Genomic DNA, 13,657 nt, shown 5'->3' on the forward strand with positions numbered 1-13,657 from the left:
GGCAGATCTTCCGCAGATCCCGCATCAGCCCGAACCGCATGACCGTCATCACCAAAGCCGTCCTCACCCTGGAGCGGCAACACTGAAAACGCTCAAAGACTGAATCGACCGGACCCAGGCTTGCAGCTCGTTATGGCCGGCGGATTCGGCGCAGCGCCAAGCGGTTCGGGCGTGCGTCGAGGCGGCCCGAAACTGGCCCAGATCGAGAGCCACGTGCGTCGCCAGGCCGCAGAGCCGTCCAGCCGCCAGATACAAGTGGCCAGTCTGGTAATGACGTTGGCGGCCTTCCAGAAGTCGGAACACCATCCGGCGTAGGCCGCTGATCTCTCGAAACAGGGTGGCCACAGGTTGACTGACGTAGTCGGCCGCCAGGCGGGCGATGTCAGCGTCCAGTTGCTCCAGGACGAGATCGTCCACGTTGGTCTGCGAGGCAAAGCTCAGAAACAGGGCCGAGTCGGCTGCGTCGGCCCCGACCGCTTCCGTCAGGCTGACCACGGCGGATGGGGCCACGACGGAGGTGGCGGCTCGCGTGATCGCGACGGTCGGCTCAGGTCGGCCCGCCGCCAGCAGATCGGCCAGGTCATCCAGGGACACCTGGAGGGTCTGGGCCAGCTTCGGGCGCATCCAGACTTGGGGCTCGCCGCGGCCGCTCTCCCACCGACCAATGGTGGTCCGGTCCACCCCGAGCGCTTCCGCCAAGGTCTCCTGGGTGTGGCCGACCGCTTTGCGCCGCGCGATGAGCCGCGTCCGCTTGTCTGCCATCGGCTGCCGCTCCTCAAAGCTCGCGCCAAAAACGTCTGTCGCGACGTTGGGCCAGGCCACGGCCGAGTCTGCGACATGGATGCCTCACTGGTACCTCAATCTTGCGCTGTTCCGAGCTCAAGGAAAGCGCTTTGGTGGAGCCCGTCCTTCCTTTCGCGCCGCATCCGGCGCGAGTGGCAGGCAACGCACAGCCACCCGTGGGGCTAGGGCCGTTGGCCTTGAGTTCCGCCTGACGTGCAAGGAGAGTCCTATGCCTGAGCAGCTGACCAAGACCACCGACCCGGAGGACGGTGGTCTGCTGATCGCCCGGTCCAAGGTGGCGGCCGCCCGATCACGGGCCGAGCAGCCGTCGGACGGTGGCGGCACCGGCCGTAGCGACGGCAACGACTAACGGCCGCTGCCATGACCACTGAGACCTTCTCGGTGGCGGAGCGCCTGGGTGGGGAGAGTTTCCTCGCCCGGGCCTTCGGCCGCCGCTACCAAATTGCCCGCGGCGAGGCCGCGGCCCTGGCCGGTCTGGTGAGCTGGGATGACCTCAATGGCATCCTGGCCCGGCACCGGCTGGAAGCCCCGCGCTTGCGGTTGGCCGCCGGTGGCGAGCCCCTCGTACCTCACACCTACTCCCGACCGGTTGTCACCCGTCGCCGTACCGTCTGGCAGCGGCTCCAGTCAGCCGCGCTGCACCAGCAGCTGGCGGACGGAGCCACCCTGGTGCTGGATGCCGTCGATGAGCTGCATGACGGCGCGGGTCAGCTGGCGGCTGAGCTGGAGCGCTGGCTCCGGACGGCGGTGCAGATAAACCTGTACGCCTCCTGGACCAGCACCGAAGGCTTCGGCGTCCACTGGGATGACCATGACGTCATCGTGGTGCAGCTGGACGGGGCCAAGCGGTGGCGACTGTACGGCCCAACTCGGCCCGCCCCGATGCACCATGATGTTGACGTGCCCGAGGAGCCACCAGCCGAGCCGATGGCCGACCTGGTGCTGACGGCTGGCGACGTGTTGTACCTGCCGCGGGGCTGGTGGCACGCCGTGGCGGCCTCCGAGGATCAGCACTCGCTGCATCTGACCTGCGGCCTCCAGACCACCACCGGGGCCGATCTCATTGGCTGGCTGTCGGAGACACTGCGGTCGCACGAGATCGTCCGCTCCGACCTACCGCGCTTCGGCACGGCCGAGGAACAAGCCGCCTTCGTCGAGCAGCTGCGCCAGCTGATGACGGCCGAGCTGGAGTCGGCCGATCTCATCCAACAATTCACCGCTGCTCGTGACGCCACCGAGCAGGCGCGGCTGATGCCGTCATTGCCGTACGTGGCCGCCATCCCGCCGGACCCGGACTTGTTGATCCAGCTGGTGGTGGCTCGGCCGGCCCTCCAAGCCACCCCGGACGGAACGGTGCGCCTGACGGCTGGCGGCCAGGAGTGGGTTTTCTCAGCTAAGGCCCTGACCATGCTGGGCCTGCTGGTCCGGGGCGACCGGCACCGCTTGGCCGACCTGGCCGAGGCCGCCCATCTGACCTTGGCCCAAGCGGCCGGGGTCGTGACGGAACTGGTTAAGGGCGAAGTGGCCGCCGTGGGTGGTACCTCATGACTGCCACCTTGGGCCTGGGCACCTACCGCTGCCGCGATGTGGCCCGAGCCGCCGCCATGGCGGCGACGGCTGGCGCGGACTGGATCGACACCGCCCCGAACTACGCGCAAGGCCAAGCTGAACGGGCCCTGGCTCCGGTCTTGGACCGGCACCCGGAACTGAAAGTATCGACCAAGGTCGGTTTCCTGGCTCCGGGCAGTCGGGGGCTGGCCTTGCGAGCGGGCGTCATCGCGACAGGCACGGCTGAGGCTGGCCACTGTCTCTCGCCCCGGTATATCGGCTGGCAGGTCGAGTGCAGCCGCCGGACGCTCGGCCGCGTGCCGGATGTGGTGTTCGTCCACAACCCGGAGCACGGCTGTCGTCGCGAGGCCATTCCAGACCGGCTGTACCTAGCCTTCCTCACGCTGGAAGAGGCCTGCCAGGCCGGGCTGATCCGCGGCTACGGCGTGGCCACCTGGAGCGGCTTCAGTAGTGGTTTGTTCGATGTGCCGCTGCTGGTGGAGCTGGCGGTCAAGGCCGGCGGACCCCGGCACCATCTGCGGGCCATCCAGCTGCCGCTGTCGGTCGTCAACCTGGCGCCCATCGCCCAGGCGCTGGATGGGGTGGGTGTGCTGGCCGATGCCCAAGCGGCCGAGCTTGAGGTATTCGCCTCCGCTCCCTTGCATGGCGGGGCGGTGCCGGACCTGGTCACGCCGGAGCTGGCCGACCTGATCCGACCTGGCAGTAGCCCGGCTCAGGCCGGTCTGGCCGTGGTCGCTTCCACGCCGGGCGTCCGGCGGGTGCTGCTGTCGACCGATAACCCGCAACACTGGTCGGAGGCCACCACGGTCATCGGTCAGCCAGCCCTCCCTCTGGACACGCTGCGAAAGGTCACGGATGTACTCGGTACCTGAGCCGGAGGTGGCGGAGCGGATGCGGGCGGCCCACGGCCTGGCGGCGACCAAGCTCGCGGTCACGACCGTTGAACCGGCCGAATCTTGGGGCTGGCGCGGTCGCACCTTGAGTCGGCGCGTCCAGACCTCGTCCGGGCCGGGCTGGCTGCGGCTCGTTCACGCTCCGGCCGATCAGGCCGGCGGCAAGTTGTGGGAGGGCCCGCAGGCGGCGGAAGCCGCTATGCCGCGAACGGTGCCGCGGCCTCGCCTGAAGGATCATCTGACCTGGACGGTCGGGTCCGACGGCTACCTGGCTGAGCTGTACGAGGTCGTCGTCGAGCCGACCATCACGACGGACAGTCCCGTCTTGCGTACGGCTCCCAGACTGGATGACGGATGGTGGGCGGCGCTGCGCCGGTCCCTGGACACCATCGCTCAGGTCCCAACCGACCGGGTGGCCGTGCGCCAGGCGTATCTGGACCGGGCCATGCCCCAGTACCTGGGCCAGCCGGTCGACACCACGGTGCCAGCCTGGTCCACCGCCCACGGCGACCTGCACTGGGCCAACCTGACCGGTCCCAGCCTGACCATCTTGGATTGGGAAGGGTGGGGCGTCGCCCCAGCTGGTTATGACGCCGCCATGCTCCACGCCTTCAGTCTGCTAGTGCCAGAGACGAGCGCGCTGGTCCGGCTCCACCTGGGCCACGTCCTCGACACCCCGGCCGGCCGCTTCTCCGAACTGGTCGTCATCACGGAGCTGCTGCAAACGATCAGCCGCGGCGACAGCGTCGAGCTCGAAGTCCCCCTGCGTCAGCGCGCCACCGTGCTCTTGCACCACGGCTGATACCGCCCTGCCGGTTGGCTGCTGACGCGCCCAGCCGTCAGGCGCTGGAGCCGACTTCCCCCGTTCCCATACGTCACTCCCTATCTGGGAGGCACTTCACCGTGTCGCAAGTTCGTCCTGCCCTGAGTCAGCTGGCCCTGGCTGATACCCCCAACGCCGCCGCTTGGGCCCGTCGCCACACCGCCGATGTCTTGCGGCACTGGCACGTGCCGCCGGACCACATCGAGACGGCCCGCCTGATCGTGTCGGAGCTGACGACCAACGCCATCCAGCACCCCCAGTCGTCGGCAGCCAGCACGCCGGAGCCGCGGACCCTCACCGTGACGCTGGGGCTGCTGGGGCCTCGGCTGGTGATCTACGTCAGTGACCACGACCGCCGGCCACCAGTCCTGCGGGTGGCCGGGGCGAATGCGACGAGCGGACGCGGGCTGCTGCTGGTCGAGATGATGAGTAGCCGCTGGGGTTACTACCATCCGCCAACCTCGGGAAAAGTCGTCTGGGCGGAGCTGGCGCTTGACGCAACCTCACAGGGCGTACCGGTCGCCGACGACTCGGCGGTCAAGTCCGGACCGGTACCAGGCGACCCGCTCTTGATGGCCCAGGTGCTGGTGGGGCTGCGGGAGCTGTAGAGCCGCAAGGGGCCAGAGAAACGCGACCGGGCCCTCCGAAAGACGTAGATCACTCCTGCTGGGAATGTGCGGTACCCGTCCCTACCAGCGCAGACATGGTTACCTTCCAGTAGTCATTCCAGTTATCCCGAAGGGCCAGGAGTCTTATGCGACTATGTGCCACTGAACTCGGGATGCAGGGGGCGCAAGATGGTCATGGAAGGCACCGATCGCCGGCGCGTCTGGATCGCCGCATTAGCTACCCTCGTGGCGATCGCCGCAACGGTGGCCACACTGTGGGCAACCGAGACGATCGGCGGGGACCGAAACGAATGCAAGAATCAATCGGTCTGCGGCCACGACAACACGACTAATTTCGGGGAAAGCGACCCGCCTGCACCGCCCAAGGATGCCGGTCGATGACAGTCGGCTACCTCCGCCGCCGACCCATGCGGATACGCGCCGCCCTGCCACTGTGCCTTGCCGTCTCAGTCTTGTCGGGCTGTGGAGCCGATAACGCCTGTTCCGGTTCGGTCTGCGGTAACGACAACGACGTGTTTGTTGCTCCGCATACCACTGAGTCGAGCGAAACGCATGAGCCGCGAAGCAGAACGTCTCCTCCGGGCTCGACGGCGAACCAGACGCGGGACGCTGACAGCAGCATTGCCGACTCTTCCGAAGAAGATGAAGGGACGTCTCCACCGGCTGTCGTCATTCCGGAGCCGACCATCTCGACCTACTGGAGCGGTTCGACGTACATCGGCTACTACGGCATCGATTTCGACGCGGACCCACCCACGAAACAATCCTTTGTTGACATAAAGACCAGTATGACAAAGGGCGAGAGAGTCACCATCTACGCCGTGTACGGCAAGCTGGCGAAGGTGCCGACGGCTTCTGATGTCGGGGTTGAGTACTGCCGCGCCCTGCTGGCGAATGAGCCAGAAGGCATTAAACACGCAGCGGCTGCCGGCGACCGCTACTGCAACCTCACCAATGATAGCCGGATTGGTTTTTTTCAGGTCACGGAAACTTTCCCGCACGGCGATGCCTTTGAAAAGAACCGCGTCAAGGTGCAGGGAACCGTCTGGACCGACCCGAAGATTCTAGAAAGTGACTAGTGACCAACTGGAGGACCAGCAGACCGCTTTCGCTGCTGGCGGCCCACCCGAACAGCTCCCGGGGCTGGTCGGCACAACCTGATGGAGTCCCGGTTCCATGAGACCATCCAGCGCGTACGCTGCTGCCGTCGTCTTGTCTGCCAGCTCTCTTCTTCTAGGCTGCTCCAGCAATGACTGTTCCGCCGGGGCTGTGTGCGGCAATGAAAACGCGGTGGGCCCCAGCTTTAACGCCAAACCGAAGGCCGACGCGGCCACTCCCTTATCCTTCACGGTGGACGAAGTTGACCCGTGGGACGCCTGCGAGGGCGGCGCTGGGAAGGTATTCCGTAAAGCTCCCAGCTTGGAGGAGGCCGGACACCAGCTAGGAGGCAACCGCGCTATCAAAAATGAGAACCAGTTGGTGGCCTACAACAAAAGGTTAGCGGCTTTCGATAACGACCATGAAGCGGTGCCGGCAGACTATGCCATCATTCACCTGAACCTTCAAGGCAAAACCACACGCGCCGTGACGATTAAAAACGTCGCGGTCAAGCCGTTGAGCACTCAACCCGTGGCAAAGAACGCATTGAGCGTGAGGCGGGCGGGGGCCTGCGGCGGCAGTAACTTCAGCCGATTCTTGGTAAACCTCACCAAGCAGAAGCCCTCTCTTGAGTTCAAAGGTGGCGAGAATGCCGCTGGCGACATGCGAGTTCGGGGTTTCCCCGTCCAGGTCTCGGAGAGTGACCCCGAAAACCTTGCCATCGTCGCCTTCGCCTCACGGGACCTGCACCAATTCGCCTTCTCGATCGAGTGGTCGAGTGATGGCCGCTCGGGAACGACTGAAGTGAGGCGGAGCAACGGCAAGCCATTTAGTGTGGCTTCCGGAAATGGCGCCCGTCAGTACTACTACCAAGGCGAAGATGGCAAATTCTATCCCAATAAAAGCAGCATGAACCCCGAAGATCCGTTCGTTTTCCTACCCGGCGGATCTTCCTGACTCAAGCCTTAGTGCATGGCCACTTCAGCGGTACGCCGAACAGTATGACAATCGCGGAAACATCGCTGGCAAGATCGAAACCGCTGGAGCTACTACCACCCGCCCGCCGCGGGAGAAATTGTCTGGGCCGAGCTGGCCTCGACGCGACCTCACGGGGCGTAGCATCTGCCGACGACTCAGTGGTCGAGTCCCGTTCCGGCCCACTCCGGCCGATCCCGCGCTCATGCGCCGGCTACTGGTCGTTACGCAGGGCGGTGGCCATCAGGCCAGACCGTCGAGCCGTCAGTGCGGACACCCTCCAGGTCAGCTTCGTCCAGGCGAGCGTGCGACAGATTGGCTCCACGCACGTCCGCCCCTCGCAGCACCGCTTGGCGCAAGTCAGCGCCTTGCAGGTGGGCTCCGCGCAGGTCGGCATCCGCCATCCTGGCCCGCTCAAGACGGGCCTGTCGCAAATCGGCGTCCACGAGCTGGCTACGTTCCAGATTGACGCCCACCATCCAAGCCCGAGAGAAGTTGGTGTAGCGCAGATTGGCGTCCGTCAGCCGCGCTCTGGGCAGATGCGCGCGGCGGAGATCCACTCGTGACAAGTACAACGCCTGCTCGTCAGAGCTCACTGGGCGCCGCCCCAGCACCTGGAGGGCGGTCTGTACATCGGAAGCGCGACTCGTCAACCAGGGCAGCTGATCGTCCAAGGTGGGTGTCGGATGCTGCGGCCCGTTGGGGGCACCAACGTGCCAGGGAGCATGTTCGCGGATGAACGCTCCCAGAATGTAGGTGACGGTCGGCCGGTCGGCCGGGGAGTTCTTGGCGACACGCTCCAGGGCGTAGATGCCTCCCAGGCGGACATCAAGGGTGTCACTACCCAGATGATCGATGGCGCGGGTGAAGCGGTCCGTTATCTGTCCTTCGCGGGCGAGCCGGAGTTGCTGCCAGCCGGCCGCCGCACCAGCCACGACCACCAAACCACCCAAGGCTTGCAACAGCTGGCTACGGAAATCGTTCTGGACCTTGGACTGCGCTTGTCGCAGTTCGATCCGCTTCTCTCGACTTGTCACCCCATCCAGCTCGCTCGCTGTGAGGGGCGGATAGACCAGCCGCGGGAGCCAAACGACCAGGACCAGAATCAGGAAAACGGCAACCCCGCAGACCACGCCGAGCAACCTTGGACGTAACCGCAACGATGCCACGTTTCCCCCTGCCATCTGGTCGCTGGCCACATGCCATCGTGCCCACCGCCGCGACCTGCTACCCAGCAGTCGGTAACTGCGTTCGGCGGCAGATCCTGACCGGGGACTGTTAGGAGCAAGCGTGAAGCGCCACACTGCACAGTCATGGGGGATGCGGCGCTGTGGGTGGCGGTACTTACAGGTGGCACAGCGGTGATCGCCAGCTGGGTGACGAGCCGAGGACACACGCAGGCTGCTCGGTTGCAGGCAGAAGTGGCGGCGGCAACGCAGGAAGAGGCACGCCGACGCGAGACCAGGCGGGCCTCGTACCTGGCATTCATCGAGCAGGCTCATCTCATGGGTGTCGAATACCGCAAGACGCCGCCTCTTCTGGAGATCGAAGACCCAGAGCAACGTCGATTACGCATCGAGGAGCACCGGGAACGGCTTCGAGAAGTCTTCGGGCCTTTTCGGCATCGCTGTCAGGTTGTTGCCCTCGACGGCCCCAGTATGACAGTCGATGCAGGTCACAGAGTTTTCGCCACATCTCGAACGGTGTACATGACGCTGGGAGACATAGCCGCTGGCACTTGTGAGCCGTCGGCTTATTTCCGGACCATCGATGACTACTGGGCAAGCATGAGCGAGTTCGTAGAGGCGGTTCGTCAAGAAGGGGCCTAACCGCTCCGGCTGTGAGCCGTGTCCGGCAGCACGCGACGACCTGTCCTGGCCGATCACTGCCCGGTAAGCACGAGTCCCAGCAGCGGCTGGGTCCCACAACGGCTCGTGCGCCGTGGGGCACCGACTGAATCGCTGGCTCCTACTCGCTGGGATTCGGTGGTCCCGTTGGCACCAGTTGTCGGCGTGTTGCCTGGCGCTGGACGGGCAGCTTCGGCCGCCCACGACGTTCAGTGACACCGTGGCGCGTCGAGATGCCCGATCCAGTCCGTGAGGAAGGCCCACCGCTGTCGGCGCTCGGCCAGAGCGTCGAGCTGCGGCTGGCGACGGCGCTCGTACAGACCCTCCAGCGGTTCCCAGCCCGCCTGAATGTCCACCAAGACCTCGACGTACTCGTACCGGCCGTAGGTCCAGCCGTCTCGAACGAGACCAGGTTCGATGTTGGCTCGCTCCCAGTACGGGAAGGCTGGCGTCCGCCAGGCCACGTAACCGTCATGCTCGCTCGGGCCGGCCACGGACCAGATGGCCTCGCTGGCCTTCGTCTTTGGCCCGGACTTGGCCCGGAAGTAGGAGATGACCTGGCCGTCATCGCTGCTCTCGGAGCAGTACGGACGATCCGCCCGGTCGCTACTCGGCAATGACAGTCCCAGCAGGTGAACGCTGCCGAAAGCGAGGCAGACAGCCAGCAGAGCTGCTCCGACCCCGACTCTCCAGCCAGCGCGGGACGGTGGTGTTTGGGCCGGCGATGGCGCGGGTGATGGCTGCGGCGGGCTGGAGGCTGGTGGCCGTGGCGGTGCCTCCGGCTCGGGCGGTGGCGGAGCCGGGTCGGCCGGAGCCTGACTGGCTGCTCCAGGCCGGGATCGTTGTTCTAGGTCATACGCCCGTCGCTTGGCCTCATCGCTCAGCGTCTCAAAGGCCAGGTTGAGGCGTGCCATCTCCTCGTGCGCCGTGGCCTGCTCACTGGCTGGCCGGCGATCCGGGTGAAGGTGCCGGAGCTGCTGCCGGTAGGCCCGGCGGATGGTGGCTGGCTGGGCATCCGGTGGCACACCCAGCACGACGTAGAGGTCCACCTGAGGTGACTTCATGAAGCGCCCCTGGAAGAGAGGAACCCGAACGCATAACGGTAGAGCGGAAAGGAGCCGTACGGAAGACCGTTCGTTTGTTACCAACTAAAGGGGCCGATCCGACCGCTTTCATTGGTAACGAATGGAGCCTATTCCGCCGGGCAGGACGTCACCGTACGGTTATTGACGCTCCGCACTAACGGGCATCCATGACGTCAATCTCCCTTGGAGCCGTCATGACAAATCGACCGCTCTTTTCGCCGCTCACTACCATCCTGGTCGGCCTGGCCCTCCTGCTGGGCGGGGTCGCTTGCGGGAGTGACGATTCCACCGGACCGGCCGCCCCGACGACGCCGACCAGCCCATCAGGTGACGTCCAGCCGAGCCCGCCGGCCCCCAAGGGACAGCCCATCCCTGCGCCCAGCACCGCGTCCGAGCGGGCCTGCTTCAAAGTTTTGATTCGCTACATGTTGACCCGGGTCGACGAACACCGGGAATATCCCATTCCCGAATGTGAGCCGGTGCCACTAAAGCGTTACATGGAGCTGGAACGGCAGGCGGCCCGGGACGCTGTGGAAGGCATCCGCAATCGGTAACGCGCCGCCGGAATGGCGAGTAAGCTCTTTTCACACATACGAAGGGGCCTACTGCAATGGTTCAGCGCACCGTAACCGTCTACACCGACGATCTCAGTGGATCTGAGGGTGACGACGTCGCCACGCACACGTTTAGCGTCGACGGCGTCAACTACGAGGTGGACCTCGGGCACGACAACTACCAGAAGTTGTTGGACGCCTTGGGTCCGTTTATGGGGGCTGGCCGCAAAACTGGCAGTGTCGCTCGGCGGCCGGCCAAGCGCGGCCAGACCAGCCGCGGGGACGCAGCCAGGGTCCGCGAGTGGGCTCAGAGCCAGGGCATTGAGGTCAGCAGCCGGGGCCGCATCCCGGCTGACCTGATGGAGCGGTACGAAGCTGCCCACTGAGGATCTCCGAGGTGCGGAAAGCGGCCCCCGGACACGCGAGGCGTGCCGGGGGCCTTGGTTGGATGCTGCGGTTAAACGATGATCACGGGATGGCGGTCACGCGCAACACAGACACCGTCTTTCACGATGTAGCACTCAACGTAATGCTTTCCGCGGTAGGCGGTCGGCTCGTACCGGGTCCGTGTGCCGTTGTCTTCGATGATCTGCCCACGGATGGAATCGGCCTCAATCGCCTCGTCACCGAAGTTGCGCACTTTCCAGTAGACGCGGTAGGGCTCCGGGACCGTCGTGGTGAAGGTGAAGTCGACACCTCGACGCCTGGGGACTTTGTTCCCACGTGTCGATAGGTAGTAGGAGTTCAGAAGCTTGCCGGAGGCCGCCCGCACCTTGCCCTTGAGGCGGACGGCATAGCGACGATTAAGCTTGATTGGGATGTGCTTGTCTTGCTCAAGATCTTCTTCAGTGGAGCGGGCGCGCCCGATGTGAGCTGACGCCATCTTAGCCACGGGATCGTCCAACGCCCCGAAATCGTCGCCAAATACATCTTGCCATTTGGCGACGCTGGCAGCCTGGTCAGGCTCCTCATAAGCGGCGGTGACCTTATCGCTGTAGTACGTCACCATCTTGCGGAAGTTGGCGTACTGATTGTCATCCCACCGATGGTTGAAGGTCTCGCCAGTGCCACTCGGGTCTTCGATGGGCGGCATCGTCGGATGGCTTTGCAGGTAATCGTTCAGTGCCGATAGTACGTTTTTGAGCGTCGAGGGCACATCCTGATAATGCTTCTCGTCATCCAGTAGGAGGGCCGAGTTAATGCGGCCTCCCACGAGAATGGTCAGCACGACCGACTTGATAGAGAACGTGTTCTTGTGGTCGCGCAGATACTTCAGAAGCCTGAGTGCTTTGACTAGGTTGCCGCTGGCCACCCGGTCCTGACCGTCCAGCCAGTCATTGAAACCGGTGGGGTCCGTCAGCTCGAACTCGTTGTCATCACGATTGGTGATGTAATGCTGCCCGTGCCGTTCCAGAAAGGGCACAACATCAATATGGAACTCATTGGCGTAATCAACAGTGACGCAGCGAGCGCGACGACGCACCATTCCGCGGTAGACCCCGCTGCCCCGGAACTTCTCATACAGCCGCTGGACGTAGTCTTCGGCCTCCCAGTCACCCCCGTCGTCCGTGAGCTCCAACAAAACGTCGCCGTCAAACTCGTCATTGGTGTCGACCGGGTTGATAATCGTGCGTTGCGCGTAGGAGCCCTGGGGAATGGTGGCCACGAACCGGTCGGCTATGTCATCCTCGCCCTTCTCCAGAAACGACGTCACGGCGGCCACTCGCTCGTCCAGCTGGTCAATGCGCCGCTGGTTGAGGTTGACGCGGTTCACCAAGAAAGTGTCAAAACGCTTCACCAGTCTCACTTGTTGCTCCTGTCACGCCTGGATTCTGCGTTCCCCGAGCAATACGGGACGAATTCGTCAGCCTTCGAGTGAAAGAACGAGTCCTTAAGATCAGGCCAGCTCTTGCGCGCTTCGGCCGCACCGAGCCCCTTCAGGGAGTCGATGTCCCTGGCCGCATCAAGGGCAAAGCGCCGGTTTGGCACCGAGGGACTGATCCGCGTCACGTTGTTGTGACCTGCCAGCAGGTAGGCCGTGCCAAGGGAGCCAGACGCCTGTCCGGCCATGAAGACAGACGCCAGCCGCAGGGCCCAATAGTTCAGCCCCAACCGCTTGGCCCGATCAGCCTTGGCTTTGAGCGGCTCCGTCGTGCACCCAAGGCTCAGCACCTTGAGGTCACGCCTATCCCAGTCCAGGACACCGATGGCCTCAACCACGGCCGGCCCCACCGGATTGTTGGCCCACATACCACCATCAATCAATGGCAGGCCAACACCCGAACGGTGGGTAGGAAAGTAGGTCGGAGCAGCCGCGGTCGCCAGAGCCACGTCCACCGCGGACTCCTTGTAGTCCATGACGAAGCGCTCGTGGTGGGCCGTCTTGTAGACGTGAACCTCGCCCGTCTCCAGATTCATTGATGGGATCATCAGCCGCCGGGAACTGTCACCGAGCGTTCGCTCTCCGAAGACCTCTCGCAGCGCCTGCTCCAGTGGCTCTCGCTGGTACTTCGCCGCGCCGACTTGCCGGAGAAGCCGCAGTAGCCGATTGCCTGAGAAGATGTGCGGGCCGTGACTCTCGTAGAAACCAAGAATTTGCTTGGCTGGGACGCCCAGCCCCAGACCGAGAGCGATGATGCCGCCAGTTGATGTCCCCACGATGAGGTCGAAGTAGTCGGCCACTGGCTCGCCGACGACTTCTTCGATGTGGGCGAGGAAAGCGGCTGGGAAGGTTCCCTTGACTCCTCCGCCATCAATGGCAAGTATTCGCCGCATCTAGTTTCCTCCCTCTTATCGTCCCGACCTGAATGCTGTCGAGGCGATGTGACGTGGACCACACACATTAGCACCCATTTCGTCACACCGGAAGCGAAGAACTAGAGGGACATGAAGCGGCAGGATGAGCAGATCAGCGGCCGGATTGAACCGATAGCAATCGTTTCTTCACCATGCTCTTTCTCGGCAGTCTCTTGATGGGAAGCATGTCCCCCCGAATCATGACTACTGGGCGGGTCCTCGGTTGCCCATACCGCTGCTTGTAATCCCGGCTTACTTCGCCTACCTGACCAAAGAAAGGAAATCGCAGGGCATTCGTTGAAGGGCTCGGTGAGGCAGGCGCTACGGCTGTAAGCCCAGCCGAAACCAGATGCGCTGGGTGACCAAGCGGTGGGATGCTGACTGGATGCACAACGAAGGCGTGGATGAGCGGGACGACATCAAGATCGAAGCGGCACTGGGTCGGCTGGTGTATCGGGCCGCCATGCTGGAGGCCTCAATCGAGGTCACTGAGCGTTTTCAGTGTTGCCGCTCCAGGGTGAGGACGGCTTTGGTGATGACGGTCATGCGGTTCGGGCTGATGCGGGATCTGCGGAAGATCTGCC

The 13,657-nt window shown here is 64.2% G+C and carries 16 protein-coding genes and 3 pseudogenes; 12 read left to right on the forward strand and 7 right to left on the reverse strand.

The window, feature by feature from the left end; genetic code table 11:
- Nucleotides 1-86, forward strand: a pseudogene (locus AC07FK_RS33460) (IS5/IS1182 family transposase); the annotation flags it as partial.
- Here the strand turns inward: AC07FK_RS33460 and AC07FK_RS33465 are convergent.
- Complete coding sequence (locus tag AC07FK_RS33465) at nucleotides 64-762, reverse strand: helix-turn-helix transcriptional regulator (RefSeq protein WP_479108674.1); 699 nt, start codon at nucleotides 760-762, stop codon at nucleotides 64-66. The pseudogene AC07FK_RS33460 and the gene AC07FK_RS33465 sit on opposite strands and share 23 nt — an antisense overlap.
- Nucleotides 763-1,012: 250 nt before the next feature.
- Between AC07FK_RS33465 and AC07FK_RS33470 the strand changes: the two genes are divergently transcribed.
- From AC07FK_RS33470 to AC07FK_RS33505, 8 genes are all read left to right on the forward strand, one after another.
- Entirely contained in the window at nucleotides 1,013-1,153 is a 141-nt protein-coding gene (locus tag AC07FK_RS33470; protein ID WP_479108675.1) for a hypothetical protein, read from the forward strand.
- Between the two features lie 11 nt (nucleotides 1,154-1,164).
- Nucleotides 1,165-2,352, forward strand: coding sequence for a cupin domain-containing protein (locus tag AC07FK_RS33475; RefSeq protein ID WP_479108676.1), 1,188 nt, complete (start codon nucleotides 1,165-1,167; stop codon nucleotides 2,350-2,352).
- On the forward strand, nucleotides 2,349-3,245 hold the full coding sequence (locus AC07FK_RS33480; RefSeq protein WP_479108677.1) for an aldo/keto reductase: 897 nt from the start codon (nucleotides 2,349-2,351) through the stop codon (nucleotides 3,243-3,245). Before AC07FK_RS33475 ends, AC07FK_RS33480 begins: the two co-directional genes overlap by 4 nt.
- Entirely contained in the window at nucleotides 3,229-4,068 is an 840-nt protein-coding gene (locus AC07FK_RS33485; protein ID WP_479108678.1) for a hypothetical protein, read from the forward strand. The genes AC07FK_RS33480 and AC07FK_RS33485 overlap by 17 nt, the downstream gene beginning before the upstream one ends.
- 101 nt (nucleotides 4,069-4,169) lie before the next feature.
- Entirely contained in the window at nucleotides 4,170-4,697 is a 528-nt protein-coding gene (locus AC07FK_RS33490) for an ATP-binding protein (protein WP_479108679.1), read from the forward strand.
- Between the two features lie 189 nt (nucleotides 4,698-4,886).
- The gene (locus AC07FK_RS33495) at nucleotides 4,887-5,099 is read left to right on the forward strand and encodes a hypothetical protein (protein ID WP_479108680.1); all 213 of its coding nucleotides are present in this window, start codon (nucleotides 4,887-4,889) and stop codon (nucleotides 5,097-5,099) included.
- Nucleotides 5,096-5,797: a hypothetical protein gene (locus AC07FK_RS33500; protein ID WP_479108681.1), complete on the forward strand. Its 702-nt coding sequence runs from the start codon at nucleotides 5,096-5,098 to the stop codon at nucleotides 5,795-5,797. Before AC07FK_RS33495 ends, AC07FK_RS33500 begins: the two co-directional genes overlap by 4 nt.
- Nucleotides 5,798-5,894: 97 nt before the next feature.
- The gene (locus tag AC07FK_RS33505; protein ID WP_479108682.1) at nucleotides 5,895-6,773 is read left to right on the forward strand and encodes a hypothetical protein; all 879 of its coding nucleotides are present in this window, start codon (nucleotides 5,895-5,897) and stop codon (nucleotides 6,771-6,773) included.
- A gap of 242 nt (nucleotides 6,774-7,015) precedes the next feature.
- Here AC07FK_RS33505 and AC07FK_RS33510 read toward each other — a convergent pair whose 3' ends face one another.
- Nucleotides 7,016-7,990: a pentapeptide repeat-containing protein gene (locus AC07FK_RS33510; RefSeq protein ID WP_479108683.1), complete on the reverse strand. Its 975-nt coding sequence runs from the start codon at nucleotides 7,988-7,990 to the stop codon at nucleotides 7,016-7,018.
- A gap of 162 nt (nucleotides 7,991-8,152) precedes the next feature.
- On the opposite strand from AC07FK_RS33510, the gene AC07FK_RS33515 reads away from it, so the two are divergent.
- Entirely contained in the window at nucleotides 8,153-8,620 is a 468-nt protein-coding gene (locus AC07FK_RS33515) for a hypothetical protein (protein ID WP_479108684.1), read from the forward strand.
- A gap of 227 nt (nucleotides 8,621-8,847) precedes the next feature.
- Here AC07FK_RS33515 and AC07FK_RS33520 read toward each other — a convergent pair whose 3' ends face one another.
- Both AC07FK_RS33520 and AC07FK_RS33525 read right to left on the reverse strand, forming a co-directional pair.
- Nucleotides 8,848-9,255, reverse strand: a complete 408-nt coding sequence (locus tag AC07FK_RS33520; protein WP_479108689.1) for a hypothetical protein — start codon at nucleotides 9,253-9,255, stop codon at nucleotides 8,848-8,850.
- 246 nt (nucleotides 9,256-9,501) lie between these two features.
- Nucleotides 9,502-9,702: pseudogene (locus tag AC07FK_RS33525) on the reverse strand (J domain-containing protein); the annotation flags it as partial.
- A gap of 215 nt (nucleotides 9,703-9,917) precedes the next feature.
- Here AC07FK_RS33525 and AC07FK_RS33530 point away from each other — a divergent pair.
- Nucleotides 9,918-10,277: a hypothetical protein gene (locus AC07FK_RS33530; RefSeq protein WP_479108685.1), complete on the forward strand. Its 360-nt coding sequence runs from the start codon at nucleotides 9,918-9,920 to the stop codon at nucleotides 10,275-10,277.
- 56 nt (nucleotides 10,278-10,333) lie between these two features.
- Nucleotides 10,334-10,663, forward strand: a complete 330-nt coding sequence (locus tag AC07FK_RS33535) for a histone-like nucleoid-structuring protein Lsr2 (RefSeq protein WP_479108686.1) — start codon at nucleotides 10,334-10,336, stop codon at nucleotides 10,661-10,663.
- A 71-nt stretch (nucleotides 10,664-10,734) separates the two neighbouring features.
- On the opposite strand, the gene AC07FK_RS33540 is transcribed toward AC07FK_RS33535, so the two are convergent.
- The 3 genes and pseudogenes from AC07FK_RS33540 to AC07FK_RS33550 all read right to left on the reverse strand — a co-directional run.
- Nucleotides 10,735-12,084, reverse strand: a complete 1,350-nt coding sequence (locus AC07FK_RS33540) for an SMODS domain-containing nucleotidyltransferase (protein ID WP_479108687.1) — start codon at nucleotides 12,082-12,084, stop codon at nucleotides 10,735-10,737.
- Nucleotides 12,081-13,052: a CBASS cGAMP-activated phospholipase gene (locus tag AC07FK_RS33545; RefSeq protein ID WP_479108688.1), complete on the reverse strand. Its 972-nt coding sequence runs from the start codon at nucleotides 13,050-13,052 to the stop codon at nucleotides 12,081-12,083. The genes AC07FK_RS33540 and AC07FK_RS33545 overlap by 4 nt, the downstream gene beginning before the upstream one ends.
- Nucleotides 13,053-13,571: 519 nt before the next feature.
- Nucleotides 13,572-13,657, reverse strand: a pseudogene (locus AC07FK_RS33550) (IS5/IS1182 family transposase); the annotation flags it as partial.

It is taken from the genome of Streptomyces sp. NPDC046122 (assembly GCF_056429965.1).

Coding starts and splice junctions, on each gene's coding strand:
- AC07FK_RS33465 (WP_479108674.1), bottom strand. CDS start 762: ATGGCAGACAAGCGGACGCGGCTCATCGCGCGGCGCAAAGCGGTCGGC.
- AC07FK_RS33470 (WP_479108675.1), top strand. CDS start 1,013: ATGCCTGAGCAGCTGACCAAGACCACCGACCCGGAGGACGGTGGTCTG.
- AC07FK_RS33475 (WP_479108676.1), top strand. CDS start 1,165: ATGACCACTGAGACCTTCTCGGTGGCGGAGCGCCTGGGTGGGGAGAGT.
- AC07FK_RS33480 (WP_479108677.1), top strand. CDS start 2,349: ATGACTGCCACCTTGGGCCTGGGCACCTACCGCTGCCGCGATGTGGCC.
- AC07FK_RS33485 (WP_479108678.1), top strand. CDS start 3,229: ATGTACTCGGTACCTGAGCCGGAGGTGGCGGAGCGGATGCGGGCGGCC.
- AC07FK_RS33495 (WP_479108680.1), top strand. CDS start 4,887: ATGGTCATGGAAGGCACCGATCGCCGGCGCGTCTGGATCGCCGCATTA.
- AC07FK_RS33500 (WP_479108681.1), top strand. CDS start 5,096: ATGACAGTCGGCTACCTCCGCCGCCGACCCATGCGGATACGCGCCGCC.
- AC07FK_RS33505 (WP_479108682.1), top strand. CDS start 5,895: ATGAGACCATCCAGCGCGTACGCTGCTGCCGTCGTCTTGTCTGCCAGC.
- AC07FK_RS33530 (WP_479108685.1), top strand. CDS start 9,918: ATGACAAATCGACCGCTCTTTTCGCCGCTCACTACCATCCTGGTCGGC.
- AC07FK_RS33535 (WP_479108686.1), top strand. CDS start 10,334: ATGGTTCAGCGCACCGTAACCGTCTACACCGACGATCTCAGTGGATCT.
- AC07FK_RS33545 (WP_479108688.1), bottom strand. CDS start 13,052: ATGCGGCGAATACTTGCCATTGATGGCGGAGGAGTCAAGGGAACCTTC.